Origin of the sequence: Micrococcus luteus (assembly GCF_014138885.1) — a bacterium.
Lineage (GTDB): Bacteria > Actinomycetota > Actinomycetes > Actinomycetales > Micrococcaceae > Micrococcus > Micrococcus luteus.
Genome location: NZ_JACJIK010000001.1, coordinates 98,248 through 123,888 on the forward strand (window position 1 = coordinate 98,248; position 25,641 = coordinate 123,888).

General features: G+C 73.0%; 20 protein-coding genes and 1 pseudogene. 12 read left to right on the forward strand and 9 right to left on the reverse strand.

Annotated features, from left to right (window positions below):
* Nucleotides 1-2,607: a DNA gyrase/topoisomerase IV subunit A gene (locus HDA34_RS00395; protein WP_134377116.1), complete on the reverse strand. Its 2,607-nt coding sequence runs from the start codon at nt 2,605-2,607 to the stop codon at nt 1-3.
* A gap of 48 nt (nt 2,608-2,655) precedes the next feature.
* On the opposite strand from HDA34_RS00395, the gene HDA34_RS00400 reads away from it, so the two are divergent.
* From HDA34_RS00400 to HDA34_RS00410, 3 genes are read left to right on the forward strand one after another with little or no spacing between them, the layout of a single operon-like run.
* On the forward strand, nt 2,656-5,385 hold the full coding sequence (locus HDA34_RS00400; protein ID WP_069941355.1) for a bifunctional acetate--CoA ligase family protein/GNAT family N-acetyltransferase: 2,730 nt from the start codon (nt 2,656-2,658) through the stop codon (nt 5,383-5,385).
* A gap of 57 nt (nt 5,386-5,442) precedes the next feature.
* A complete protein-coding gene (locus HDA34_RS00405; protein ID WP_044659536.1) occupies nt 5,443-6,111 on the forward strand; it encodes a DUF5998 family protein in 669 nt (222 codons plus the stop codon).
* The gene (locus HDA34_RS00410; protein ID WP_134377117.1) at nt 6,108-7,289 is read left to right on the forward strand and encodes an alkaline phosphatase family protein; all 1,182 of its coding nucleotides are present in this window, start codon (nt 6,108-6,110) and stop codon (nt 7,287-7,289) included. The genes HDA34_RS00405 and HDA34_RS00410 overlap by 4 nt, the downstream gene beginning before the upstream one ends.
* Before the next feature lie 30 nt (nt 7,290-7,319).
* Here the strand turns inward: HDA34_RS00410 and sepH are convergent, their stop codons facing one another.
* Complete coding sequence (sepH, locus tag HDA34_RS00415) at nt 7,320-8,759, reverse strand: septation protein SepH (protein ID WP_134377118.1); 1,440 nt, start codon at nt 8,757-8,759, stop codon at nt 7,320-7,322.
* Between the two features lie 291 nt (nt 8,760-9,050).
* On the opposite strand from sepH, the gene HDA34_RS00420 reads away from it, so the two are divergent.
* A complete protein-coding gene (locus HDA34_RS00420) occupies nt 9,051-9,350 on the forward strand; it encodes a DUF4193 domain-containing protein (RefSeq protein ID WP_041104622.1) in 300 nt (99 codons plus the stop codon).
* Between the two features lie 19 nt (nt 9,351-9,369).
* Here the strand turns inward: HDA34_RS00420 and HDA34_RS00425 are convergent, their stop codons facing one another.
* A complete protein-coding gene (locus HDA34_RS00425; RefSeq protein ID WP_041104623.1) occupies nt 9,370-9,912 on the reverse strand; it encodes a DUF3093 domain-containing protein in 543 nt (180 codons plus the stop codon).
* A gap of 117 nt (nt 9,913-10,029) precedes the next feature.
* On the opposite strand from HDA34_RS00425, the gene dut reads away from it, so the two are divergent.
* Genes dut through HDA34_RS00445 form a run of 4 tightly spaced genes read left to right on the forward strand, consistent with a single transcriptional unit; the run spans nt 10,030 to nt 12,327 of the window.
* The gene (gene dut, locus HDA34_RS00430; protein WP_010078549.1) at nt 10,030-10,512 is read left to right on the forward strand and encodes a dUTP diphosphatase; all 483 of its coding nucleotides are present in this window, start codon (nt 10,030-10,032) and stop codon (nt 10,510-10,512) included.
* The gene (locus HDA34_RS00435; RefSeq protein ID WP_134377119.1) at nt 10,509-11,285 is read left to right on the forward strand and encodes a DUF3710 domain-containing protein; all 777 of its coding nucleotides are present in this window, start codon (nt 10,509-10,511) and stop codon (nt 11,283-11,285) included. Before dut ends, HDA34_RS00435 begins: the two co-directional genes overlap by 4 nt.
* On the forward strand, nt 11,282-11,599 hold the full coding sequence (locus HDA34_RS00440; RefSeq protein ID WP_041104625.1) for a single stranded DNA-binding domain-containing protein: 318 nt from the start codon (nt 11,282-11,284) through the stop codon (nt 11,597-11,599). The genes HDA34_RS00435 and HDA34_RS00440 overlap by 4 nt, the downstream gene beginning before the upstream one ends.
* A 23-nt stretch (nt 11,600-11,622) precedes the next feature.
* Nucleotides 11,623-12,327, forward strand: coding sequence for a DUF3159 domain-containing protein (locus HDA34_RS00445; protein ID WP_020625079.1), 705 nt, complete (start codon nt 11,623-11,625; stop codon nt 12,325-12,327).
* Here the strand turns inward: HDA34_RS00445 and HDA34_RS00450 are convergent.
* The gene (locus HDA34_RS00450) at nt 12,279-12,992 is read right to left on the reverse strand and encodes a potassium channel family protein (protein ID WP_020625080.1); all 714 of its coding nucleotides are present in this window, start codon (nt 12,990-12,992) and stop codon (nt 12,279-12,281) included. The genes HDA34_RS00445 and HDA34_RS00450 overlap by 49 nt on opposite strands.
* A complete protein-coding gene (locus HDA34_RS00455) occupies nt 12,989-13,690 on the reverse strand; it encodes a potassium channel family protein (protein WP_020625081.1) in 702 nt (233 codons plus the stop codon). Before HDA34_RS00455 ends, HDA34_RS00450 begins: the two co-directional genes overlap by 4 nt.
* A 134-nt stretch (nt 13,691-13,824) precedes the next feature.
* Here HDA34_RS00455 and HDA34_RS00460 point away from each other — a divergent pair, with 134 nt between their 5' ends.
* The 4 genes and pseudogenes from HDA34_RS00460 to HDA34_RS00475 all read left to right on the forward strand — a co-directional run.
* Entirely contained in the window at nt 13,825-15,777 is a 1,953-nt protein-coding gene (locus HDA34_RS00460; protein WP_134377120.1) for an APC family permease, read from the forward strand.
* A gap of 159 nt (nt 15,778-15,936) precedes the next feature.
* Nucleotides 15,937-17,409 (forward strand): class I SAM-dependent RNA methyltransferase, encoded by a 1,473-nt coding sequence (locus tag HDA34_RS00465; protein WP_020625083.1) that lies wholly within the window; start codon nt 15,937-15,939, stop codon nt 17,407-17,409.
* 201 nt (nt 17,410-17,610) lie between these two features.
* Nucleotides 17,611-20,313: an aconitate hydratase AcnA gene (gene acnA / locus HDA34_RS00470; protein WP_127435158.1), complete on the forward strand. Its 2,703-nt coding sequence runs from the start codon at nt 17,611-17,613 to the stop codon at nt 20,311-20,313.
* 234 nt (nt 20,314-20,547) lie between these two features.
* Nucleotides 20,548-21,265 (forward strand): annotated as a pseudogene (locus HDA34_RS00475) (transposase); the annotation flags it as partial.
* A 336-nt stretch (nt 21,266-21,601) separates the two neighbouring features.
* On the opposite strand, the gene HDA34_RS00480 reads toward HDA34_RS00475, so the two are convergent.
* From HDA34_RS00480 to HDA34_RS00495, 4 genes are all read right to left on the reverse strand, one after another.
* Nucleotides 21,602-22,225, reverse strand: a complete 624-nt coding sequence (locus tag HDA34_RS00480) for a CueP family metal-binding protein (protein WP_127435159.1) — start codon at nt 22,223-22,225, stop codon at nt 21,602-21,604.
* Between the two features lie 182 nt (nt 22,226-22,407).
* Nucleotides 22,408-22,743, reverse strand: coding sequence for a metal-sensitive transcriptional regulator (locus HDA34_RS00485; RefSeq protein ID WP_276528384.1), 336 nt, complete (start codon nt 22,741-22,743; stop codon nt 22,408-22,410).
* Between the two features lie 11 nt (nt 22,744-22,754).
* Entirely contained in the window at nt 22,755-24,890 is a 2,136-nt protein-coding gene (locus tag HDA34_RS00490) for a heavy metal translocating P-type ATPase (protein WP_134377121.1), read from the reverse strand.
* A gap of 89 nt (nt 24,891-24,979) precedes the next feature.
* Nucleotides 24,980-25,567 (reverse strand): YdhK family protein, encoded by a 588-nt coding sequence (locus HDA34_RS00495; RefSeq protein WP_036382830.1) that lies wholly within the window; start codon nt 25,565-25,567, stop codon nt 24,980-24,982.
* Nucleotides 25,568-25,641: the final 74 nt, after the last annotated feature.

Sequence of the window (25,641 nt, forward strand, 5' to 3'; positions counted from 1 at the left end):
TCAGTCCGCGGACACGGCCACGGCGTCCTCCTCGGCGGGCGGGGCTGAGACGAGTTCGGGGGAGGCGCCGGCACCGACGGCCTCGATGCGCTGGTCCACGGGCACGCCCGAGCCGTCCCGGCGCCCGTACTCGATCGGCAGCGCGCGGGCCACGCCGGCCCGGGAGGCCGCGAGCGCGGGCGCGGCGCCGATCCAGCCGAGCTCGAGGCCGCTCTCGCCCTTGAGCAGCCGGTGGGCGCGCACGCCGCCGGTGCCGCGGCCCTTGGCCGGATACTCCCCGAGCGGGGTGACCTTGACGGAGCCCGGGGCGGAGCCGAGCACGTCCGCCTCGCCGTCCGTCACGGTCACCACGACGGCGGGCCGCGGGTGGGCCGCGGCGTCCGCACCGGTCTCGGTGAGGGAGGCGGCGGGGGCCACCCCGAACGCGAGCACCGTGTCCCCGGCGGCCAGCCGGATGCCCGCGACACCGCCGCCGGCCGGGCCCTGGGGGCGCACGGCGGAGGCGGCGTAGCGCAGCAGCTGGCCGGTGCGGGTGAGGAAGACGAGCTGGTCGGCCTCGTCCGGAGCGGGGGCGGCGCCGACCACCGCGTCGCCGTCCTTCAGGGCGACGGCGTCGACGACCTGGCGGTTCAGGGGCCACTCCGGCCGGACGCGCTTGACGACCCCGTGGGCGGTGCCCAGTGCCAGGACGGCGTCCAGGGGGACCAGGGCCACGAGCGTCTCGCCCTTGGCCAGGGGCACCAGCTCCGCGGCGGGGAGGGCCGCGGTCATCGCGGGGGCCGCGGACGGCTCGCCGGCCACCGGCAGGTCGACGGCCTGGAGGCGGTGCAGCGCGCCGGCGGAGGTGAGGGCCCCGATCTCGCCGCGGGCCGTCGTCGGGACCACGGAGGCGAAGGCGTCGTGCTTGCGGCGCCGGCCCTGCGGGGCGATCGGCGTGCGGTCCACGGTGCGCAGCAGGCGTCCGGAGGTGGAGAGCAGGGCCCAGCACGCCGTGTCCGGGACCATCAGGTCCGCCCCGGCCTCCGCGGCGCCGGCGGGGGTCGGCCCGGACGGCGCGGGCCCGGCGGCGGGGGCCGCGGCGGTCTCGGCCTCGAGCAGGACCGTGCGGCGGTCGTCGCCGTGCTCGTCGGCGACGGCCTGCAGCTCGGCCGAGACCACCTCCCGCAGCCGCGCGTCGGAGGCGAGGATCGCCTCGAGCTCGGCGATCGCGGCCTGCAGCTCGTCGCGCTCGGCCTCCAGCTCGATGCGGGAGAACTTCGTCAGCTGGCGCAGCCGCAGCTCCAGGATGTGATCGGCCTGCACCTGGGTGAGGTCGAAGACGCCCATGAGGCGGGTGCGCGCGGCCGCCGTGTCGTCCGAGGAACGGATGATCTCGATGACCTCGTCGATGTCCACGAGCGCCAGCAGCAGGCCCTCGACGAGGTGGAGACGATCGCGGTGCTTGCCGAGGCGGTGCCCCGTGCGGCGCCGCACCACGTCCAGACGGTGGTCCACGTAGACCCGCAGCAGGGGCAGCAGGCCCAGGGTCTGCGGCTGGCCGTCGACGAGCGCGACGTTGTTGATCCCGAACGTCTCCTCGAGCGGGGTGTGCCGGTACAGGGCGGCCAGCACGGCCTGGGGGTTGAACCCGGACTTGAGCTCGATCTGCAGGCGCAGCCCGTTCTTGCGGTCCGTCAGGTCCACGACGTCGGCGATGCCGCTGAGCTTCTTCGCGTCGACGCCGGCCTTGATCCGCTCGATGACCTTCTCGGGGCCCACGCCGTACGGCAGCTCGGTGACGACCAGGCCGGTGCGACGCGCGGAGACCTGCTCCACGGCGACGGCGGCCCGCATGCGGAACGTGCCGCGGCCGGTCGCGTAGGCGTCGCGGACGCCGTCGAGCCCCACGATCCGGCCGCCCGAGGGGAGGTCGGGGCCGGGGATGTGGGCCATGATCGCCTCGAGGTCCGCCTCGGGGTCCGCGAGCAGGTGGCGCGCGCCCGCCACGACCTCGCGCAGGTTGTGCGGGGCCATGTTCGTGGCCATGCCGACGGCGATGCCGGTGGTGCCGTTGACGAGCAGGTTGGGGTAGGCGGCGGGCAGCACGGCCGGCTGCTGGAGCTGGTTGTCGTAGTTGGGGACGAAGTCCACGGTGCCCTCGTCGAGGTCCGCGGTGAGCGCCAGGGCGGCCGGGGCCATGCGGGCCTCCGTGTAGCGCGGGGCCGCGGGGCCGTCGTCGAGCGAGCCGAAGTTGCCGTGCCCGTCCACCACGGGCAGGCGCAGGGAGAACGGCTGGGCGAGGCGGACCATCGCGTCGTAGATCGCGGCGTCGCCGTGGGGGTGCAGCTTGCCCATCACCTCGCCCACCACACGGGCGGACTTCACGTGACCGCGGTCCGGGCGCAGGCCCATGCGGGACATCATGTAGAGGATGCGCCGCTGCACCGGCTTGAGGCCGTCGCGCGCGTCCGGCAGGGCGCGCGAGTAGATCACCGAGTAGGCGTACTCGAGGAAGGACGCCTCCATCTCCTCGGAGACGTCGACGTCGACGATGTTCTCCTGCTCCAGCGGCAGCGGGCGCGGGGCGTCCTGCTCGGCGGGGCGGGAACGGGATGAACGGGCCATCATGGTGGTCGGGGAGTCCTCACGGCGTCGGGGATTGTCTACAGTGATCCTATGGGTGAGACCGAAGCCGTCCGCGGATATCCCTCCCACTGGGAGGCCGATGTGGTGCTCCGTGACGGCGCCACGGCCCACCTGCGGCCCATCTCGCCCGAGGACGCCGCTGAGCTGCAGCGCATGCACGCCGGGCAGTCCGAGAACTCCATCTACCTGCGCTACTTCACGTACAAGTCCGAGCTGAGCGCCAAGGACCTGGACCGGTTCACCCACGTGGACCACCGGGACCGGGTGGCGTTCGTGATCACCCGCGGCGGCCGCCTGCTCGGCGTGGGCCGCTACGACCGCTACGGGGACTCCGACGCCGCGGAGGTCGCCTTCAACATCTCCGACGCCGCCCAGGGCCGCGGGCTGGGCTCCATCCTCATGGAGCACCTGGCCGTGGCCGCCCGCGAGAACGGCATCCGCCGCTTCACCGCCGAGGTCCTGCCCGAGAACCGCAAGATGCTGTCGGTGTTCCAGGAGTCCGGCTTCGAGGTGACCCGCCGGTTCGAGGACGGCGTCGTGGCCGTCGAGTTCCCCATCGACCCCACCGCCCGGTGGCGCGCCGTCGTCGAGTCCCGCGAGCACCGGGCCGAGTCCCGCAGCGTGGCCGAGCTGGTCGAGCCCGCGTCCGTGGCCGTCGTCGGCGCCTCCCGCGATCCGCAGGCCGTCGGCTCGCTCGTGCTGCGCCACGTCCTCGAGGCGGGCTTCACGGGTGCGGTCCACGCCGTGAACCGCGCCGCCGAGGACGTCCAGGGCCTCACCGCCCACCGCTCCCTGGCCGACATCGGCGAGCCGGTCGACCTCGTCGTCGTCGCGGTGCCCGCCGACGAGGTCGAGGCCCTCATCCCCGAGGCCGCCGCGGCCGGGGCCCAGGGGCTCGTCGTCCTCACCTCGGGCTACGCCGACGCCGGTGCCGAGGGACTCGAGGCCCAGCGCTCCCTGGTCTCCCTCGCCCGCGCCCACGGCATGCGCGTGATCGGCCCGGCCTCCGCCGGCCTGGTCCGCACGGACCCCGCGATCCGCCTCAACGCCTCCCCGTCCCCGGGCCTGGCCCAGCGCGGCCCCGTCGGGCTGTTCAGCCAGTCCGGCGCCGTCGGCGCCATGGTCTCCGCCGGCGTCAAGCGCCGCGGGGTGGGGATCTCCACCTCGATCAGCGCCGGCAACCGTGCGGACGTCTCGGGCAACGACGCCATGCAGTTCTTCGAGGCGGACCCCCACACCGCCGCCGTCGGCGTGTACCTCGAGTCGTTCGGCAACCCGCGCAAGTTCTCCCGCATCGCCCGGCGGCTCTCCCGCACCAAGCCCGTCGTGGTGGTCCGCTCCGACGTCACCGGGCGCTTCCTGCCCCCGGGCCACGAGACCCGCACCACCCAGGCCCCCGAGGGCACCGTGGACTCGATGCTCGACCAGACCGGCGTGCTCGAGGCCCACACGCACGAGGCCATGCTCGACATCCTCATGGCCGTGGCCAGCCAACCGCTGCCCACGGGCCACCGCGTCGTCCTCGTGGCCGACTCGCTCGCCCTGGACCGGCTGGGCCGCGACGCCGCGGCCGAGGCCGGGCTGGAGGTCACGGCCACCATCGGCCTCGTCGGCAGCGAACAGGGCATCGCCCCGCCCGCCGAGACGCTGGTCTCCGCTGTCCGGGACGCCGTCCGCCACGAGCAGCCCGATGCCGTCGTGGTGCTGGCCCGCCTCGGCCTGCACCAGGCGGACGACGAGCCGGAGCGGCTGGCCCACGCCCTCGCCGACGCGACCCGGAACGCCCGCATCCCCGTGCTCGGCTGCCTGACCGACGTCGTCTCCCCGCGCTATCGCGGCGCCACGCTCGGCGCCACCGGGCCCGTGGGTGACGACGCCGAGCCCGGTTCCCTGCAGCCCGGCCTGCCCTTCTACCCGTCGCCGCAGCAGGCCATGACCGTGCTCGGCGCGCTCGCGGACTACGTCCACTGGCGCCGCCAGGAGGTCGGCGAGCCGCTCGAGCCGACCGGCCTGCACCCGCACGAGGCCGAGGAGCTCGTGGAGGCGGCCGCCGCGCGTGCCGAGGGCACCGAACTCGTCCGGCTCTACGACGAGGAGACCGAGACGCTGCTGGGCCACTACGGGATCACCGTGCTGCCCTCGGCCCGGTTCGAGACCGCCGACGAGGCCGTGGCGGCCGCCGAGCGGCTCGGCTTCCCCGTGGCGCTCAAGGCCGTGGACCCCCACCTGCGGCACCGACTCGACCTGGGCGGCGTCCGCCTGAACGTGGTGGACGCCGACTCCCTGCGCCGCAACGTCGAGCACATGCGCCGTCTGCTCGCGCCGTTCGGCGTGCGCGAGCTCGAGGTCCAGGCCATGGCCCCCGCCGGGCAGGCCTGCATGCTCACGGCGCTCGAGGACCCGCTGCTGGGCCCCGTGGTCTCCTTCGGCATCGCCGGCGACGCCACGGACCTGCTGGGGGACTGGGTGCACCGCGTGCCCCCGCTCACGGACCGGGACGTGGCCCGCATGGTCCGCGCCCCCCGCGCCGCCGTGAAGCTGCGCGGCACCGGCGGGGTGCCCTCCGTCGACCTCGCCGCGCTGGAGGACCTCGTGGGCCGCGTCAGCGTCCTCAAGGACGACCTGCCGCAGGTCGCCCGCCTGCGCTTCGCGCCCGTGCTGGCCGCCCCCGAGGGCGTGACGGTGCTGCAGGCCGAGGTGCACGTCGCCAACGCGGCCCGCCGCACCGACTCGGCCCGGCGCGCGCTGCGCGGCCGCTGACCGGGCCGTCCACAGCGGGCCCGGACGGCCCGGCGCCGGACCCGTAGCATGGGGGACATGAGCCCGTTCCGCAGGAGTCACGAGCCAGGCCGTCCCGACCACCGCCCCGACGCCCCCGAGGCCGAGGGCCGGCAGCGCGAGGCCCGCACCCTGGACGGTAGCGGCGGCCTCGACGCCTCACTCGTCCGCGCCGGCTTCTACCCGGACCTCGTGGCGCACGCCATCGCCCTCGAGCTCGAAGGCCGCACCCCGGACGCGCACCTCGTCCACGTGGACACGCACTTCGACTACGAGGAGATCCACCGGCACATCACGGCCCTCGTGCTCGCCGGGGACACCCTGCTGGCCGTCCACCTCGACGACCACGCCGCCGACCCGGCCGGCCAGGCGGTCCTCGCCCAGGTCTCCACCGAGATGGTCCCGGTCCGCGCCCTCGGCTCCGTGGTCCTGACCACCGGCCACGCCGACCCCGCCCGCTTCCGGCCGTCCGACCCCGTGGCCGAGATGACCCTCGGGCTGATGTGGGCCGGAGGCCAGCGACTGGACCTGCAGCCCGCCGGCTGCGCCGACCCCCAGTGCGACCTCGACCACGGCTACACCGGCACCGCCACCCGCGAGGACCTCGTGATCCGCGTCGCCGCCGACGCCGACGGGCAGGGGGCCGTCGACGGCGCCCTGGCCTTCGCCCGGGCCCTGCGCCGCGCCCACCTGGCGGCCACCACGTGACGGGGCCCGCCCTCCCCGACGGCGTGGTCCCCGCCGACCGTGCCCTGCGCTCCGTCCTGACCTCCGCCGCGGCCGCCCTCGGTGTCCCGGGCTGTGAGAACGCGCTCGCGGTCCCGGCGGGCCGCCGCGTGGTCGTCGCCCTGGTGGACGGCCTCGGACGGTCCCTCCTGAAGCGCTTCGGCGGCCACGCCCCCACGCTGCGCTCGGCGATGGCCGACGGCGGCCGCGTCCTCGAGGCGGCCGTGCCCACCACGACGGCCGCGTCCCTCACGAGCCTGGGCACCGGGCTGGACGTCGGGGAGCACGGCGTGGCCGGCTACGACGTGCTCGACCCGGACCGGGACGTGGTGATCAACCAGCTGGGCGGCTGGGACGAGGCCACCGACCCGGTGGGGTGGCAGCCGAAGCCCACCGTGTTCGAGCGCGCCGCCGCGGCCGGCGTGGACGCCGTCACGGTCTCGCTGCCCGCCTTCGAGCGTTCGGCCCTGACACGGGCGGGGCTGCGTGGCGGCCGGTTCGTGGCCGGCCGCGCCCTGATCGCCCGCGCCCAGGCCGTCGAACGCGTGCTGAAGGACGCCCGCGTGCCCACGCTCGTCTACTTCTACGTCAACGAGCTGGACAAGGCCGGCCACCGGGACGGCGTGGGCTCGGACCGGTGGCTGCACGCCCTCGAGGAGATCGACGCGGCGGTGCGGCGCCTGGTGGACCGCGTGCCCGCCGGGACGGTGGTGCTCGCCACCGGCGACCACGGCATGGTCGACGTGCCGCCGTCGCGCCGCGTGGACTACGCCGCCCTGGACGAGGCCGGGGAGCTCGCCGACCCCGCGCTGCTCGAGGGGATCGCGCACACCGCGGGGGAGCCCCGCCTCGTGCAGCTGCACTTCCGATCCGACGCGGGTCCGGACGTGCGCGAGAGGGTGCGGCGCACCTGGGCCGAGCGCTACGGGGCGCACGCGTGGGTGCTCACGCGGGACGAGGCCGTCGACGCCGGCTGGTTCGGCGCCGTCGTCGAGGACCGGGTCCGTGCCCGCATCGGGGATCTGCTCGTCGCCGGGCACGGGGATCTTGCCCTCTACGACGGCCGGCGGGTGCCCCCGCACGCCTTCGAGATGGTGGGCCAGCACGGCGCGCCCACGCGCGCCGAGCGGGAGGTCCCGCTGCTCACCTGGCACCGCTGAGCCCGCCCCGCGGCCGGGGCCGGGCCGGGGTCAGTCGCCCTTGCGGCCGAAGACGATCTCGTCCCAGCTGGGCACGGACGCGCGGCGAGCGGCCGAGCGGGCCCGGGGGCGCGGCGTGACGGCCGGCATGGCAGGGCGCGCGGCACGCTCGCGAGGCGCGGGCTCCGCCCCCTCGTCCTCGACACCCGCGTCCGCGACCTCCGCGTCCGCGACGTCTGCGGCAGTGTCCTCGGCGCGGTCGGTCTCGGCGGCCGGTTCCGGCTCGTCGATGCCCGGGGCGTCGTCGGCGGTCGTCAGGGCCCCCTCGGCGTCGACCGGGGCGAGCGGCTCGGGCGCCTGGGCGGCCTCGCGCCGACTCCGGTCCTGGTGCTCGCGGGCGATCAGGTGCGCGAGCGTGTCGTCCGACTCCAGGTCCGCGCCCACACGCTGACCCCGGCGCACCCGCAGGATCTCCAGCAGATCGGCGTCGCGGTCGGCGGCCGGGGAGTGCGCACCCGCGGGGGTCACGGCGTCCTCGGCGTCCACGTCGTCCGTCACCGGTTCGGCCGCGGGGGCGCGGGGGACCAGGTCCCAGGCCTCCGCCTCGGACAGGGCGCGGGCCCAGGCGTTCTCGGGTTCGAGGTGGCGTCCGGCCGGGCGGAACGTCCAGAGCGCCGGCGGCTCCTCGCGGGTGGGCAGACTCCCCGCACCGGACACGGCGAACCGGGCGGCCACGGTCCAGCCGGCCTGGTCCTCGCGCCACGCGTCCCACTCGAGGCTCGCCTCGTCCACGCCCAGCTCGGCGAGCCGGTGCGCGGCGAGCTCACCGAGCGTCGTGGGGCCGCCGTCCTGGACGAGGTCCGAGTAGAGGTCGGGCCCGCCGACCCAGACCTCGACGGCGCGGGCCTGCCGGGCGATCCAGTCGCGCTCGGCCAAGACGGGGTGACCGTAGGTGCGGATGCGCGAGAACGCGTTCCCGCTCTCCCGGGCCACCTGCTCCACGGAGGCGCCCGCACGGATGCGCTGCTGGATCTCCCGGGGGGTGAGGGGCACGGCCTCCTGGGTCGCGGCGGCCTTGACGGACTCCTGGTCGGTCAGCGGCGCCGGGGTCGGGCCGTCTGCGGTCTCATCGTCGGCCGCGGGCTGCGGGTCGATGCGGGGGGTGAGCGCGAGGTCCTCGTCCGGACGGGTCGGGCCGGAGGGCACGTCGGGAGCCCGCTCGCCCTCCTCCGCGGCATCGTCGGCGTGCATCGTCGCGTCCACCGGTCCCTCGGCGTCCTCGTCGCCCGTCCCGGGGACGTCCGTCTCCGTCATGTCGTGCCAGGCCGCGGGGCCGCCCTCGGCCGGTCGCACGGCCTCGGGCGCAGCGCCCTCGATGACCAGCCGGCGCAGATAGGGGGAGAGGGCGAGCGTGTGCTCCTCACCCTCGGGCCCCGACAGGCGCAGCGCGTCGCCGTCCTCGGTGGGTCCGGTCAGTCGCAGCTCTGCCATGGCGGTGGTCCCTCCCACATCGTGTTCTGGTCACCGGGCATGTGGACGCCCGGCCGGGCATGCCCCGATCCTAGCCGCCGTGCCGCAGACCACGGCCCGGGCGAGGGACGAGCGGCCGCGGGAATCCGCCCTGGGCGAGCGTGCCCGTCAACATTTGGCACGGGTTCGGCCATGGTGCACAATCTACGCGCAACGGCGCAGGCCGGTGACGCGTGGTCCGCCCACGACGCCGTCCGCGCAGTGCCGGCACCGGTCCCGGTGCCGTCCCCCACCAGCGGAGCGTGAAACCCCATGGCCACTGACTACGACGCCCCTCGCAAGAACGAGGAAGAGCTGAGCCAGAACTCCATCGAGGAGCTGAAGGCACGGCGCACGGACACCCAGTCCGCCGTCGTGGACGAGGACGAGGCGGAGGCCGCCGAGGGGTTCGAGCTGCCTGGCGCCGACCTCTCGGGTGAAGAGCTGATGGTGCGGGTGCTGCCCGCCCAGTCGGATGAGTTCACCTGCGCCTCCTGCTTCCTGGTCCGCCATCGCTCGCAGGCCGCGCGTGAGAAGAACGGCCTGATCTACTGCAGCGACTGCGAGGGCTGAGCCCCCGCCGCCGGGGCGGTCAGCGGTCCTCGGCCGCCCCCTCCTGCCGGGCCATGGCCCCGCCGAGGGCCGCGACCAGCTCCTCCGGACGCCGGGTGCTGGTCAGCCAGTAGGGCGTGCGGTCGCGCTCGTCGGTCAGCTGGATCCGCACGACGGGCCCGATCCAGCCGCGCAGGTTCACGAAGGCCAGCCCGTGCAGCAGCGGGCCGCGCTGGGCCCGGGCGTCCTCGCCGCGATACCCCGTGACCTGACCGACGTGGTGCCGTTCGATGCTGGCGCGGCCCACCTGGAGGGTGCGTTCGCGCACCACGATGCGCGGGGTGGTGGCCACCAGGAGCAGGGCCTCGACGGCGAAGAACACGACGGCGGCGGCGATGCCCAGCCCGAGGTCGATCGGCGCGAACACGAGGATCGTCAACGCCGCCAGCATGAGCGCCACGGCCCAGACCCCCGGGGAGGGCGTCAACCGCTCCTCGAACAGGACCGGATCGGGTCCCGCCGCAGCGCCCTCGGGGGCGCGGCGGGAGGCATCGGCGACGGGGTGCTGCTGGGGATCACGCATGGGTCCCAGCTTCCCACATCCGGACTCCGGTCCCGCCGCGCGGCACCGGCGAGGGCGCCCGCCCGACCGCCTCGACGCGGCCCCGGGCCGACGGGTGCTCGTGTAGGGTCGGGCCTCGTGACCGACTCCGCCGAGCTGCCCGTGCCACTGCACGCCCTCGATCCGGGCCTGGCCCCGCCCGCCTACGCGCAGCCGGGCGACGCGGGCGCGGACCTGCGCACCGCCGTCGACGTGACCCTGGCCCCGGGCGAGCGCGCCCTGGTGCCGACCGGCGTGGCGTTGGCCATCCCGGAAGGCCACGCGGGGTTCGTGCACCCCCGCTCGGGTCTCGCGGTCCGTCGCGGCCTGACCATCGTCAACGCCCCGGGCACCATCGACGCCGGCTACCGCGGCGAGATCAAGGTGCCCCTGATCAACCTGGACCCGACCGAGCCGATCGTGCTGCGCCGCGGCGACCGGATCGCCCAGCTCGTGCTGCAGCCGGTTGTGCGCGCCCGCTTCGAGCCCGTGGACGTGCTGCCCGACTCCGAGCGCGGGGCCGGCGGCTTCGGCTCGACCGGCGGCTTCACCGCCGACACCACCCCTGGGAGGACGTCGTGATCTTCGGACGCAACCGCACCGTGCGCCACGAGCAGGTCAGCCTGCCGGACGAGCTGCTGGAGGAGCGCGACCTCGAGATCGCCGCCGCGCCGGCAACCGCCGACGTCGGTCCGCACGACGTCGCCACCCGCCCGGATCCCGCCGGCATGATCGACCTGGGGTCGCTGCGCCTGAGGGCCGTCCAGGGCATGAAGCTGCGCCTCGACGTCGAGGACGCGACGAAGCGGATCGTCGCCGCCACCATCAGCCTCGGACGCTCGGCCCTGCAGGTCCAGGCGTTCAGCGCCCCCCGTCGCACGGGTCTGTGGGACGACCTGCGCGCCGAGCTGCACGACTCCCTGTCGACCACGGCCCACGCGACCGTGCAGGAGCAGACCGGCCGTTTCGGCGTCGAGATCCTCACGCGCGTGCCGGCGGCGCTGCCGGACGGCTCGCCGGGGTGGAACGTCGCCCGGTTCGTGGGCGTGGACGGACCGCGCTGGTTCGTCCGCGGCGTGTTCCACGGCGAGGCCGCCTTCCAGCCGGAGGCCGCCGAGCCGCTGGAACAGGTGTTCTCCGACCTGGTCGTGGTGCGGGGCGACGAGCCGCTCCCGCCGCGCGAGCTGCTGCCCCTGCGTCCGCCGCCCAACGCGCGCCCGCTGCAGCGTCGCCGCCCGGCCCCGGACGAGGGCCGGGACGTGCTCGCGGACACCGCCGCCGGCCCGGGGGACGGCGCGGCACCGGAGACCACCGCGCTGCCCGAGCGCGGTCCGGAGATCACGGAGATCCGGTGAGCCCCGCCGTCGCGGCCCGCCCGACCGGCGCCGCAGGCCGCATCGAGCGCCGCGGCGTCATCGCCTCCGTCACGCTGCCCGGCGCGGACGAGGCGACCGTCTTCCGCGCGGCCCTGGCCGACCGCCTGCCCGCACCCGGGAGCATGGCGCCCGCCGAGACGCTGCAGCTGGTCTGGCACGGGCGGCGCCGCGTGCCCGGCGTCATGCCGGGGGAGTGGCTGACGGTCCGCGGCCGCGTCACCCAGATGGACGGCGTGCCCACCCTGCACAACCCCGAGTTCGACCTGGTCGACGCGCCCGAGGCCACGCTCTGAGCACGGCCCCGAGAGGAGAGCCCATGACCGAGCCGCGTGGCCCCGTCACCGCCGCCCCGGACGGGGCCGGCCCCCTGCCGTCTCGAGCCCGCCTGGACGAGCGCGGCCGCCTCGACGCGCTGGGCAGCGTCGGTGGCTGGCGCGGCATCGTCGAGGCCTCCCTGCCCACCCTCGTCTACATGGTCGGCTACGTCGCCACCCAGCAGGTGTGGCCCTCCGGCGTGGCGGCCGTCGCGGTCGCTCTCGTGCTGGGCGTCGCGCGCCTCGTCCAGCGCCAGTCGCCGGTCCAGGTGCTGGCCGGCCTCGCCGTCGTCGTCCTGTCCGTCGTGGTCTCCCTGACCACCGGCCAGGCCCGCGACTACTACCTGTGGGGCTTCGTCACCAACGCCGCCTACGGCCTCGCGTTCGCGGTGTCCGTCCTCGTGGGCTGGCCCGCGGCGGGCCTGGTGCTCGGCCTCGTGCGCGCCGAGGGCACCCGCTGGCGGGCCCACCGGCGTCGGCGCCGCGCCTACGCCGCGGCCACCTGGATCCTCGTGGCCGTGTTCGCACTGCGCCTGGCGGTGCAGGTGCCCCTCTACCTCGGGGACGCCGTCACCGCGCTCGGGGTGGCCCGCCTGGTGATGGGCCTGCCGCTCTATGCCCTGGGGCTCTGGCTCGCCTGGTCCGTCAGCTCGCCCGGTCAGGACGACGGCGTGCCGGCGGACTCCGCCGCCTCCGAGCGTCCCTGAGCGCGGCCCTCGCCGACGAGGAGGCGACGCAGGGCCGGCTCGGCGGAGCCGGCGGCCAGGAAGAAGAGCTCGTCGCCCACCTCCAGGACCTCGTCCGCCGACGCCTGCCGGGGGGCGCCGTCGCGCACGACCGCCACGAGCGGAGCCTCCTGCGGCCAGGACACGGTGCCGATGCGCCGGCCCTCGAGCCAGTGCTTTGCCGGGACCCGGAACTCGGACAGCGCCGCGCCGCCGGCCTCCAGCCTGAGCAGGCGCACGAGGTCCCCGGTCTCCACGGCCTCCTCCACGAGCGCCGTCATGATCGAGGGGGTGGACACGGCCACGTCCACGCCCCACGACTCGTCGAAGAGCCAGTCGTTGAGCGGGTTGTTGACGCGAGCCACGGTGCGGCCGACGCCGAACTCCGAGCGGCTCAGCAGGGAGCACACGAGGTTGACCCGGTCGTCGCCGGTCGCCGCGACGAGCACGTCCGCCTCCAGGGCGCCGCACTGCTCGAGCACGGTCAGGTCGCACGCATCCCCGAGGACGAGGCGTGCGCCGCCGACGTCGGCCTTGCGGGCCGCGTCCGTGCGCGCCTCGACGACGACCACCTCGTGGCCGTGCGCGTGCAGCTCCCGCGCGATGGAGGCGCCCACGGCGCCGGCTCCGGCGATGACGGCCCTCATGCCCGTCCCTCCTCGTCCTCGTCCGTGCCGTCCGGCACGCGTGCCTCGCCCTGCAGGGCGGCCTCCACCTGGTCCCGGCGGTCCACCGGGTAGACGGCGTGCAGCACGTCGCCCTCCTGCAGGCGGTCGCCCGGCCGGGGCAGCTGGCCGTCGCCGAGCCGGGTGAGGTAGGCGATGCGCATCCCCACCGTGGACTCGACGTCGGTCAGCCGACGGCCCCACCACGAAGAGTGGGGGACCAGCTCGGTCACGAGCAGCCGGCCGGAGGCGTCGCGGTGCTCCGCGTCGGCGGTGCCGGCCGGCAGCAGCCGGTGCAGCACCTGGTCGGCCGTCCACTGGATCGAGGCGACCGTGGGGATGCCGAGGCGCTGGTACAGCCGGGCCCGGTCGGCGTCGTAGATGCGCGCCACCACGTGGTCCACGTGGAAGGTCTCGCGGGCCACGCGGGCGGCGATGATGTTCGTGTTGTCGTCCGCGGTCACGGCCGCCAGGCCCTGCGCGCGGTCGATGCCGGCGGCGAGCAGCGCGGAGCGGTCGAAGCCCACGCCGGCCACGAGCTCGCCGGAGAAGCCGGGGGCCAGCCCCTCCACGGTCCGCGGGTCGCGGTCCACGAGGGCGACGCCGTGACCGGCCGCGTCCAGCGCGGCCGCCAACCGGGTGCCCACCCGTCCGCCGCCGACGATCACGTAGTGGGCCATGCCCGTCCCTGCCTCTCGTGCGGTGCTCCGTGCGCCGGGGAGCCGACGCGCGCTCCATCCTCGCATCCGGCGGGCACGTCCGGGAGCATCCGCGTCGCCGCGGCGCCCGGGCCCGGCGGGGGTACCGTGGTGCGGTGGCCACGCTGTCCTTCCTCCTGCGCCGCGGCCTCCTCGGTCGCCCCGTGACGTCGCACGCCGCCGACGAGCCCCGCATGAACCGGTGGCGGGCGCTGCCCGTGACGTCGTCGAACGCCCTGTCCTCCCTCGCCTACGCCCCGGACGAGGTCATCCTCACCCTGGTCGCGGCCGGCACGTCCGCGCTCGCGCTCGGACCCGCCGTCGGCTGGGCCGTCGTCGCGGTGATGCTGCTCATCGTCGTGTCCTTCCGCGCCGCGGTCGCCGCCGTTCCGCACGGCGGCATCTATCACATGGCCGGCACGAAGCTGGGCCCGAGGGCCGGCGTCGTCGCCTCGGCCGCACTCCTGCTGGACTTCGTGTTCACCGCCGCGGTCTCCGTGGCCGCCTTCGCCCACTTCGTGGCGGCGCTGGCCCCCGGACTCACCGTCGGCAGCCGCGTGCTGGTGGCCTCGGCCGCGCTCGTGGGCGTACTGCTGGCCGCGCTCCGCGGGGTGCGGCTGTCCCGGTGGGTGCTGCCCGTGCTCGTGAGCGTGTTCGTCGCCCTGACCGCGCTGCTCGTCCTGGCGGGCCTGTGGCAGGAGGGCCGTGGGCTGCTCGGCGCGGCGCCGACGGCCGGCTGGACGCAGGAGGGCGCCGGGGTCGGCGGGACCGTCGGCACCGTGGCGACGGCGCTGCTCGCCCTGCGCGCGTTCAGCGCGGGATCGGTGCTGCTCACCGGCGTCGAGGTGCCGGTCTCGAGCACCCGCCTGATGGCCCGGCCGGCCGTGCCCACGGTGCGGTGGGTGCTCACCGTGATGGCCCTCACCCTCGGCGCGCTGACCGTGGGCGTCATGCACCTGGCTCAGCGCACCGGCGTCGTCGTCGGGCTGGAGCTGGAGAACCTCCGGGACGCCGCGGGTGCCGAGGTCACGCCCGACCGCGCCCCCGCCCCCGTGCTCGCCCAGCTCGCGGACACCGTGTACGGCCCGGGCAGCATCCTGTCCGTCGCCACCATCGCGGCCACCGCCCTGCTCCTGCTGTTCGCGGCCAAGTCGGCGTTCCGCTCGTTCCCCGCCCTGGCCGCGCGCGTGGCCGAGGACGGCTACCTGCCCCGGCAGCTGAGGGTCCGCAGCGACCGGCTGGTGCACACGTGGAGCGTCCTCGGGATGGGGGCCGTGGCCCTCTCGCTCGTGCTGTTCTTCGAGGCCCGGACCGCCCTGCTCGTGCAGCTCTACGTCATCGGCGTGCTGCTGGCCTTCACGCTCGCGCAGGCCGGCATGCTGCGGCTGTGGCGCCGCCGGCTCGTGCACACACCGGGCGCCCGGGCCCGCGCGGCCGTCCGGCTGCGCCTGATCATCACGGCGGTGGCCTGGGTGGTCACGGCGCTGGCGGGCGTCGTCGTCCTGGTCACCCGCTTCACGCAGGGCGCGTGGGTGGCGCTGCTGGCGATCGTGCTCGGCTCGCTGGTGATGGGGCGGATCCGCCGCCACTACGCGGACGTGGACCGCGAGCTCGCACCGGACCCCCAGGACGACGCGCGGGCCCTGCCCTCGCGGGTCCACGTGGTGGTCGTCGTGACCACGCTGGACCGGCCGGCGCTGCGGGCGCTGGCCTACGCCCGCGCGTCGCGGCCGTCCTCCCTCGAGGCCGTCGTCGTGGACGCCGAGCGCGCCGCCACCCTGGAGGTGATCGACGCCTGGGAGCGTGCCGGCCTGCCGATGTCGCTCACCGTGATCGCCTCGCCCTACCGCGACACGGTGGCCCCCCTGGTGCGGCATGTGCGCGAGCACCGACGCCGCTCCCCGCGGGACCTGACCATGGTGTTCATCCCGGAGTACGTGGTCCGGCCGGGCTGGCGCACGCTCCTGCACAACCGGACCGCCACCCGCCAGACGCGGCGACTGCAGCGGGAGCCGGGCGTGATGGTGGGCTCGGTGCCGTGGCAGGTCCACGAGGGCCAGGGCTCTTGACCGCCCCGGCGCCCCCGGGGAGCGGCGGATGACGCCGTCCGACGGCGCGCCCACGATCGAGGCGACACAGCCGCATCGGTCTGCAAGGATGATGATGATCTGACCAGTCGATGCTCAGGGCAAGACCTGAAGCGCGCTGCGATGCGAGAGGAGCCAGACATGGCAGTCGTCGACACGTCCACAGACGTCACCGGGATCGGGAGGACCATCGAGGTGGAGGTCGGGGCCATGGCCCACGGCGGCCACTGCGTGGCCCGGCACGAGGGGCGGGTCGTCTTCGTGCGCCACGCCGTGCCCGGCGAGAAGGTCCGGGTGGCCCTGACCGAGGCCGAGGACGGGGCCCGCTTCTGGCGCGGCGACGTCGTGGAGGTGCTGCGGCCCTCCGAGTTCCGCCGCATCCACCAGTGGAAGCTCGCGGACATGCTGCGCGCCCACGCCTCGGGTCGCCCGCCCGTGGGCGGCGCCGAGTTCGGCCACATCGTGGTCCCGCACCAGCGCCGGCTCAAGGCCCAGGTCTTCCGGGACACGGTGCACCGCATCGCCGACCTCGCGGTGGAGCCGGAGGTGTGCTTCGCCGGCTCCGAGGACGAGCCCACCGGCCAGCGCTGGCGGACCCGGAACGCGTTCGCGGTGACCCCCCAGGGGCACATCGCGATGCACGCCTACCGTTCGGCGACCCTCCTACCCGTGCGCAACATGCCGCTCGGCGTGCCGGCCCTCGATGCGCTCGCCCTGTGGGACTGGGACTTCACCGGAGCCGCCCGCGTGGACGTCGCGACGCCGGCCTCCGGCTCCCGCCCCCTCGTGCTGGTGACGCCCACCCCGCAGACGCGGGCGGACGAGGTCAAGCTCGGCCGGCTGCGCACCCGGATCCGCCAGGCGGCCAATGCGTGCGGCGTGGACGTCTCCACCGGCCTGGCCCTGCCCGGCCCGAAGCAGTTCCAGCCGGTCAAGGTCGAGCGCATCACCGGCAAGACCTGGGTCGAGGAGACCGTGGAGTCCGAGCGCGGCGGCACCAAGCGCTTCCGCGTCACGGGTGACGGCTTCTGGCAGGTCCACCAGCACGCCCCGGCCACCCTCGTGGACGCGGTGCTCGAGGACGCGCGCGTCGAGCCGGGCCAGGTCGTGGCCGACCTCTACGGCGGCGCCGGCCTGTTCAGCGCGTACCTGGCGGACGCCGTGGGACCCGAGGGCCGCGTGTACTCGGTGGAGGCCTCCCGCCAGGCCTCGAAGGACGCCCGCCGCAACCTGCACGACCAGCCGCAGGCCTCGGTGCTCAACGGCCCCACGGACAAGGTGCTCGGCAGCTGGCTGAAGTACCCCGAGCGTCCCGTGGCGGACGGCGGCCTCGGCGGTGCCGCGCTGGACACCGTCGTCCTGGACCCGCCGCGGGCGGGCGCGGGGCGGCGGGCGATCGAGCGCATCCTCGCGCTCGAGCCGGGCCGCATCGTGTACGTCTCGTGCGACCCCGCCTCGTTCGCCCGCGACCTGGCGTGGCTGCGCGACGGCGGCTACGAGGTGGAGCGCGCCCGCGTGTTCGACCTCTACCCGGACACGCACCACCTCGAGTCGGTGACCGTGCTGGTGCCGGCCGCCCAGAGCGCCCCGGCCGCGGCCGTCGTCGAGATCTGACCCGGCATCCGCGCGGCGGCCTGCGGGCCGCCGCGCGCCATGCCCGCGTCACACGGGACCGGCGCGGTACCCTGGGACGCAGTGCGGCACCTGTGACGCAGACGACGCCCGTCCCGGACGGGGCGCGGTCCGCGGCCGCGGGTGACCACCCCCCACTGGACGAGCGCCCGGAGGAAACCGGGCGGGAAGAGGAGTCCTCTCGTGACCACCGTCGACAGCTTCGGCTCCAAGGGCGTCCTGGACGTCAAGGGCGCCGAGTATGAGATTTTCCGTCTGAACAAGGTCGAGGGGGCGCAGAAGCTGCCCTACTCCTTGAAGGTGCTGCTGGAGAACCTGCTGCGCACCGAGGACGGCGCCAACGTGACCGCCGACCAGATCAAGGCCCTGGCCGCCTGGGACCCGAACGCCCAGCCGGACACCGAGATCCAGTTCACGCCGGCGCGCGTGATCATGCAGGACTTCACCGGCGTGCCCTGCGTCGTGGACCTGGCCACCATGCGTGAGGCCATCCAGGACCTGGGCGGCGACCCGGAGCGCGTGAACCCGCTCTCCCCGGCCGAGCTCGTGATCGACCACTCCGTGCAGATCGACTCCTTCGGCAACGACGCCGCCATCGAGCGGAACATGGAGATCGAGTACGAGCGCAACGGCGAGCGCTACAAGTTCCTGCGCTGGGGCCAGACCGCCTTCGACGACTTCAAGGTCGTCCCCCCGGGCATGGGCATCGTCCACCAGGTCAACATCGAGAACCTGGCCCGCACCGTGATGACCCGCGAGGTCGACGGCGTGCTGCGCGCCTACCCGGACTCCTGCGTCGGCACCGACTCGCACACCACCATGGTCAACGGCCTGGGCGTGCTCGGCTGGGGCGTCGGCGGCATCGAGGCCGAGGCCGCGATGCTCGGCCAGCCCGTGTCCATGCTGATCCCGCGGGTCGTGGGCTTCAAGCTGACCGGCAGCATCCCGTCCGGCGCCACCGCGACCGACGTGGTGCTGACCATCACCGAGATGCTCCGCCAGCACGGCGTGGTCGGCAAGTTCGTCGAGTTCTACGGCGAGGGCGTCGGCTCCGTGCCCCTGGCCAACCGCGCCACCATCGGCAACATGTCGCCCGAGTTCGGCTCCACCGCCGCGATCTTCCCGATCGACGAGGTCACCCTCGACTACCTGCGCCTGACCGGCCGCTCCGAGGAGCAGGTCGCCCTCGTGGAGGCGTACACCAAGGAGCAGGGGATGTGGCACGACCCGTCCTCCGAGGTCGCCTACTCCGAGTACCTCGAGCTGGACCTGTCCACCGTGGTGCCCTCCATCTCCGGCCCGAAGCGTCCCCAGGACCGCATCGAGCTCACCGACTCCAAGGACCAGTTCCGCAAGGACCTGCACAACTACGCCACGCAGGACGAGGCCGGCGAGGGCCGCCCGTCCAAGCTCGTGGACGTGGCCATGGCGGACGGCCGCCAGTTCCAGCTGGACCACGGCGCCGTGTCCATCGCCTCGATCACCTCGTGCACCAACACGTCCAACCCGTCCGTGATGATGGCGGCCGGCGTGCTGGCCCGCAACGCGGTCGCCAAGGGCCTGAAGTCCAAGCCGTGGGTGAAGACCTCCGTGGCCCCGGGCTCCCGCGTGGTGACCGACTACTACGAGAAGTCCGGGCTGCGCGAGTCCCTCAACGACCTCGGCTTCAACGTGGTCGGCTACGGCTGCACCACCTGCATCGGCAACTCCGGCCCGCTGGAGTCCGAGATCTCCGAGGCCATCCAGGAGAACGACCTGTCCGTGACCGCGGTGCTCTCCGGCAACCGCAACTTCGAGGGCCGCATCAACCCGGACGTGAAGATGAACTACCTGGCCTCCCCGCCGCTGGTGGTCGCCTACGCCCTGGCCGGCACCATGGACTTCGACTTCGAGAACGAGGCCCTGGGCCAGGACACCGAGGGCAACGACGTCTTCCTCAAGGACATCTGGCCGGACCCGACCGAGGTCCAGAAGATCATCGACGCGTCTATCGACACCGAGATGTTCACCTCGCAGTACGCCACGATCTTCGACGGCGACGAGCGCTGGCAGTCCCTGGAGACCCCCTCGGGCTCCACCTTCGAGTGGGACGAGAAGTCCACCTACGTGCGCAAGCCCCCGTACTTCGAGGGCATGACCATGCAGCCGGACCCGGTGTCGGACATCTCCGGCGCCCGCGTCCTGCTCAAGCTGGGCGACTCCGTGACCACGGACCACATCTCCCCGGCCGGCTCCTTCAAGTCGGACACCCCGGCGGGCCGCTACCTGCTGGAGAACGGCGTGCAGCGCAAGGACTTCAACTCCTACGGCTCCCGTCGTGGCAACCACGAGGTGATGATCCGCGGCACGTTCGCGAACATCCGCATCAAGAACCAGCTGCTCGACGGCGTGGAGGGCGGCTTCACGCGCGACTTCACCCAGGAGGGCGCCCCGCAGGCCTACGTGTACGACGCGGCGCAGAACTACGCCGAGCAGGGCACCCCGCTGGTGGTCCTGGGCGGCAAGGAGTACGGCTCCGGCTCCTCCCGTGACTGGGCGGCCAAGGGCACCGCGCTCCTGGGCGTCAAGGCCGTGATCACGGAGTCCTTCGAGCGCATCCACCGCTCGAACCTCATCGGCATGGGCGTGCTGCCGCTGCAGTTCCCGGAGGGTGAGACCGCCGACTCGCTGGGCCTGACCGGCACCGAGACCTTCGACATCTCCGGCATCACCGCCCTCAACGAGGGCACCACGCCGAAGACCGTGAAGGTCACGGCCACCGGTGAGGACGGCAGGGTCACCGAGTTCGACGCGGTCGTCCGCATCGACACCCCCGGTGAAGCCGAGTACTACCGCAACGGCGGCATCCTGCAGTACGTGCTCCGTCAGATCGCCGCGAAGGCCTGATCCACGGGACACCGCCCGCGCGCGGGCACCACGACGACGGCGGCCCGCCGCCCTCCGCACGGAGGGCGGCGGGCCGCCGTCGTCGTGGGGCGCCGGGGCCGACGCCGGTGCAGGACCGCTCTTCATCCCCCAGTGCAGGGACCGGCCAACCCTTGGGCCAGACGGTCCTCGGGCGTGTCTGACAATGAAGCCGGGGGAAGGCCGGCACCCTCGAAGACACGGTCCCGGTTCCAGATGCTCTCCCACGCCCCCACAGGCCGGCAGGGCCGGCCGTTCGCCGATGCCGTCACGATGGTCGACGCCATCATCCACCGGTACAGGTGCTTCGATCCCCTGGCGGGACCTGCCCGAGGTCTACGGGCCCTGGCTGAGTCGTGTGGACCTGGCACGGCCGCATGGCCGAAGAGGGCACCTGGGACACGGTGCTGGCAACACTGACCGCCGCAGCGGATGCCGAAATCGTGATCGATTGGTCGGTCTCGGTGGACTCCACGATCGCCCGCGCCCATCAGCACGCGAGGAACACCACCCGGCTCACGGGGGGCTGGATCGAACGACAAGGAATCCGCGTGAAGAGCCCGCCGATCACGGCCTCGGGCGCTCACGGAGCGGGCTGAGCACGAAGACCCATCAGCTGGTCGACGGTGCTGGGCGAGAAGGCGTACTCATCGCGGGCGATCGGCACCCATCTGCGCGCCGGTGGCATCGAGGCCGTCATCCCCAACCGGCTGACCAGCAGGGCCACCGCAGACGCCGCGGCTCGGCCGGCGGCCGACCCGTGGGCCTGGACTCGGAGGCTTACACGGGCCGGAACGTGATCGAGCGCCAGGACGCGCACCTGCAGCAATGGCCGGGCCTGGCGAGCAGGTACAACGAGTACGCGATCGTGTACTGGGCTGCCGTGGTCCTGAATGCTGTGCTCGCGTGGCCGACGGCATTGTCGGACACGCCCGAGTGGCGTGTTCGAACGGATCGACGACCCAGGTCAAGTGCTCGAGAAGCTCGGCGAGGCTCAGCACCGGCAGGTATGAGCGTGAGGACCTGGACAGAGAGGATCCCCCGAAATGCACGTCGTGAAGCGGCGTGAGCGATGTAGTGCTCTTCAGTTGGCACTGGTTGATATTGGTCGACGAGGCTTCAGCCCGGTGTGGTGATGCCCTGCGATGACTCTGAAGCCGGCTCTCGGGCGAATCCTCACATCGGGACGCCGAGACCCTGTGGGAGTCCAAGGATGGGACGTCTCGACGCCTGATCTGTCGGCGCTGCAGAGGAGCATGAGGCCTGGGCCTCAAGCCAGCTGAAGACCGGTCAAGCAGGTGGGGTCGTCGGGGCGGGTCGAGATGGCCTTTTTCGCGGTGCGGCCTTCAGCTGAGACAGTGAGAGTAGCGTCAATTCCACGCGGCAGCCAGACCCCGACGAATCCGTTGTCGTACGTCGTCAGCGTTTCATCGAGGAGGGTCTCCCCGGACGTCGCCTCGACCACGGTGACGTGGACGTCAGTATTGGCGAGTTCGCCGGTGCAGGTCGTGAGGCTGTGGAAGTAGCATTCGTGAGTCTGGCTGCGATACGGGGCGATAGAGACGTAGAACTCGTCTTCTGGCATCGGCACGGTGGTCTGATTGTTCTGATCGTCGGTCAGTACAAGCTGGTCGGGTTCAATCGACGCGATGAATTCAGACGAGCGATCTGTCACCTTCGTTGAGTCGAGGCGCGTGATGATCTCGCGAGCATTCAATCCGTCCAGATTGTGCTCGACCACCAGTGAGTGATCAGATCCTGGATCAGCGGACGGTCCCGCATCAGCACAGCCGCTGAGCAGGAGGACGGCGCTGGTCGCCAGACCGGTCAAGGCCGCGCAGATCCTCAGGCGGCTCCTGGAGGACTGGATCGGAGCAACAATGGCAAGTGGCATGCCCAACTCTCTTTTCAGGTGAACGTGTTCATGTCGTCAGGTTAGACAGAAGGCATCCCGAGTTCGCCGGTGCCAAGGGCGCGACGACGTGCAAAGCACGCCTGCCTGGAGACATCAAGAGCCTGGTCCTGATCTGGGGCCAACCGGTCCGAGGCACCCTGTGTCGAAGACATCGGCTGGTGTCAGGAGCGCACGAGGCGATTGATGGCGTCGGTGGCCTCCTGGATCTTGGCGATGGCCGCGTCTTCATCGCCTTTCTTGGCGGCGTCGAGCACGCAGTGCTTGAGGTGGTCATCGAGCAGACCGGTCGCCACTCCTTGCAGGGCGCGGGTGAGGGCCGAGACCTGGGTAAGGATGTCGATGCAGTACTTTTCGTCGTCGATCATCTTCGTGATGCCGCGGGCTTGGCCTTCGATACGCTTCATGCGGTTGCGGTAGCGGTCCTTGTCACTGATGTAGCCGTACCGGTGGGCTCCGGTGTCGGTACCGGTCTCATCGGTTGCAGTTTCAGTGGTCACGGGTGTGTCCTTCACTTCTGGTGCTCCAGGACGGAGCGGGTGCTGGCAGCTGGGGCGAGGTCGATGCGACGCAGCAGCTGGGCGTTGAGCGCGACGATGACGGTGGAGATCGACATCAGGATCGCACCTACTGACATCGGCATGACGAAGCCGACGGGTGCGAGCACGCCAGCCGCGAGCGGCACAGAGAGCAAGTTGTACCCTGCAGCCCACCACAGGTTTTGCTTCATTTTACGGTAGGCGGCACGGGAGAGCTGGATCACCGAGAGCACGCTACGCGGGTCGGAGCTGGCGAGGATGACACCTGCAGAGGCGATGGCGACGTCGGTGCCGGCCCCGATGGCGATGCCGACGTCGGCCTGGGCCAGGGCAGGGGCGTCGTTGACGCCGTCGCCGACCATGGCGACCTTCTTGCCCTCCTTCTGCAGCTGGTCGACCTTGGCGGATTTGTCCTCGGGGCGGACGCCGGCGAAGACCCGGTCGATGCCGAGCTCTCTTCCCACCTCGTTCGCCACGGCTTCCGCGTCGCCGGTGATCATGACGACCTCGACGCCGAGCTGATGGAGCGCATCGACGGCGTCGCGGGACTCTGGGCGAACCTCGTCGGCGAGCTTGAGACCGCCGATGACCTTGCCGTCGCGGAGGACGTGCAGGATGATCGCACCCTCTGCCCGCCATTCGTCGGCGACACCGATCTCGTCCTGGCCGGTCTCCTCGAGCAGACGGGGTCCGCCGACGCGGATCTCATGGTCGGCCACCGTCGCGGTGACGCCGACCGCCGGGGAGGAGGTGAACCCGCTGGCCGGTTCGACGGCGAGGCCCTTCTCCTTGGCGGCGGTGACGATGGACCGGGCGAGGGGGTGCTCACTGTCGGCCTCGGCGGAGGCGGCCAGGGCGAGGAGCTGTTCGGCATTCAGGCCGCCGGTCGGCTCCACGCCGGTGACGGTGGGCTCGCCCTTGGTCAGGGTGCCGGTCTTGTCGAAGAGCACCGCGTCGACCTGGCGCATGGACTCCAGGGCGAGGCGGTCCTTGATCAGGACGCCGCCGCGGGCGGCGCGCTCGGTGGCGATGGACACGACCAGAGGGATCGCCAGACCCAGCGCATGGGGGCAGGCGATGACGAGGACAGTGATGGTGCGAACGACCGCGTCGTCGGGGAGCCCGAAGAGCGTCCAGACGACGGCGGTGATCAGCGCAGCTCCGAGGGCGAACCAGAACAGCAGGGCCGCAGCCCGGTCGGCGATGCGCTGGGCACGGGAGGATGAGCCCTGCGCCTCGGCGACGAGCCTGTTGATGCCCGCCAGAGCCGTGTCGTCGCCGGTGGCGGTGATCTCTACGCGCAGGCCGGAGTCGGTGGCCACGGTGCCGGCGGTGACGTTCTCGCCCTCGCCGCGGGCGACGGGGTGTGATTCGCCGGTGATCATGGACTCGTCCATGTCGGCGCGGCCGTCGACGATGGTGCCGTCGGCGGGGACGCTGCCGCCAGGCCGGACGATGACGACGTCGCCGACGCGCAGCTCTGCCGGGTCGACCTTGACGACGTCGTCTCCCTCTATACGCTCAGCCTCGTCAGGGAGCAGCGCGGCGAGGGAGTCCAACGCCGAGGTGGTCTGGGCCAGTGAGCGCATCTCGATCCAGTGGCCCAGCAGCATGATGACGATCAGCAGCGCCAACTCCCACCAGAACTCGAGCTCGGGGTGGACGAGACCGACAGTGGCGGCCCAGGAGGCGAGGAACGCTACGGTGATGCCGAGCGCGATGAGCAGCATCATCCCCGGCTGGCGGCTTTTCAGCTCGCTGACAGCACCGGTGAGGAACGGGGTGCCGCCCCAGGCGTACATGACGGAGCCGAGGACTGCGGCGACCCAGCCCGCCCAGCTGGGGACCGAGTAGCCCAGGAGCATGGCGAACATGGGGGAGAACGCGACCACCGGGATGGCGATGATCAGGTTGATCCAGAACAGCCGCCGGAACTGGCCGACGTGGTCGCCGTGGCCCGCGTGACCACCGCCGTGATGACCGTGCCCGGCGTGGTCACCGTGTTCCATGGTGTGGTCTTCGTTCTCGGCGCGCGAGTCGTCACGGTGGCTGGACTCGGTGGTCGCGACGCCGGCGTGGTCATGGTGATGCGTGGTCGGGTCCGTCATGCTCTTCGCTTCCCCTCGTCATTCCCCGATCTTTCCTTCGATCGGGTCGTATTTCGCCGCGGACCTTCAGCGCGCCCGCGGCGATCGGCTCAGGAGGCCGGCTTGAGCTCGCTCTCGACGACCCACTTGTGGTTGGTCATCGTCATGCCGTCGGACTCGTAATCGACCATGTAGACGGTCTCCTCGGTGGAGGAGGCGATGGTCGCCTTCGCGCCCTTCATGCCTTCCATGTGTTCGGCCTCGAGAGTGACCTCGGTGCCGTCGGCCAGACGTTCATCTCCGGCGTCCTTGATCTCCTGCTGGACGACCCACTTGTGATCCTTGACCGGCTCCCCGCCTGCGGACGGCGTGAAGTCCACCGCATAGGTGTACGTGTCGTACGCGCCGGCGATCGTCGCGTTCGCACCGTCCATGCCCTCCATGTGGTCGGCGGTGAGCGTGACCTCGGTGCCGACCGGGTATGTGGGCGACGCAGCCGTCTCGATGCCCTCGGGGGCGGGGCCGCCGTCCATCGGATGCTCCATCCCGCCGCTGTCAGAGCTGCTGCCGTGGCCCTCGTGCTGGCTGGTCGTCGAGGGGGTCCCTTGGTCCTGGCCGCCGCCGGTGCTGCAGCCGGTGAACACGAGCGCTCCTCCGAGCACTCCTGCGGCGACGGTGGTCATGAGGTGCTTGCGCATGAAGTCTCCTGTTCGTTCTGGTCCAGTCAACGCTATACCCCTCCCGGGTATCAAGTCGATGTCGATCGGCGGGC

Excerpts from the sequence above, each read along its gene's own strand:
- HDA34_RS00395 (WP_134377116.1), bottom strand. The coding sequence starts at position 2,607 with ATGATGGCCCGTTCATCCCGTTCCCGCCCCGCCGAGCAGGACGCCCCG.
- HDA34_RS00400 (WP_069941355.1), top strand. The coding sequence starts at position 2,656 with ATGGGTGAGACCGAAGCCGTCCGCGGATATCCCTCCCACTGGGAGGCC.
- HDA34_RS00405 (WP_044659536.1), top strand. The coding sequence starts at position 5,443 with ATGAGCCCGTTCCGCAGGAGTCACGAGCCAGGCCGTCCCGACCACCGC.
- sepH (WP_134377118.1), bottom strand. The coding sequence starts at position 8,759 with ATGGCAGAGCTGCGACTGACCGGACCCACCGAGGACGGCGACGCGCTG.
- HDA34_RS00420 (WP_041104622.1), top strand. The coding sequence starts at position 9,051 with ATGGCCACTGACTACGACGCCCCTCGCAAGAACGAGGAAGAGCTGAGC.
- HDA34_RS00425 (WP_041104623.1), bottom strand. The coding sequence starts at position 9,912 with ATGCGTGATCCCCAGCAGCACCCCGTCGCCGATGCCTCCCGCCGCGCC.
- HDA34_RS00445 (WP_020625079.1), top strand. The coding sequence starts at position 11,623 with ATGACCGAGCCGCGTGGCCCCGTCACCGCCGCCCCGGACGGGGCCGGC.
- HDA34_RS00450 (WP_020625080.1), bottom strand. The coding sequence starts at position 12,992 with ATGAGGGCCGTCATCGCCGGAGCCGGCGCCGTGGGCGCCTCCATCGCG.
- HDA34_RS00455 (WP_020625081.1), bottom strand. The coding sequence starts at position 13,690 with ATGGCCCACTACGTGATCGTCGGCGGCGGACGGGTGGGCACCCGGTTG.
- HDA34_RS00465 (WP_020625083.1), top strand. The coding sequence starts at position 15,937 with ATGGCAGTCGTCGACACGTCCACAGACGTCACCGGGATCGGGAGGACC.
- HDA34_RS00480 (WP_127435159.1), bottom strand. The coding sequence starts at position 22,225 with ATGCCACTTGCCATTGTTGCTCCGATCCAGTCCTCCAGGAGCCGCCTG.
- HDA34_RS00490 (WP_134377121.1), bottom strand. The coding sequence starts at position 24,890 with ATGACGGACCCGACCACGCATCACCATGACCACGCCGGCGTCGCGACC.
- HDA34_RS00495 (WP_036382830.1), bottom strand. The coding sequence starts at position 25,567 with ATGCGCAAGCACCTCATGACCACCGTCGCCGCAGGAGTGCTCGGAGGA.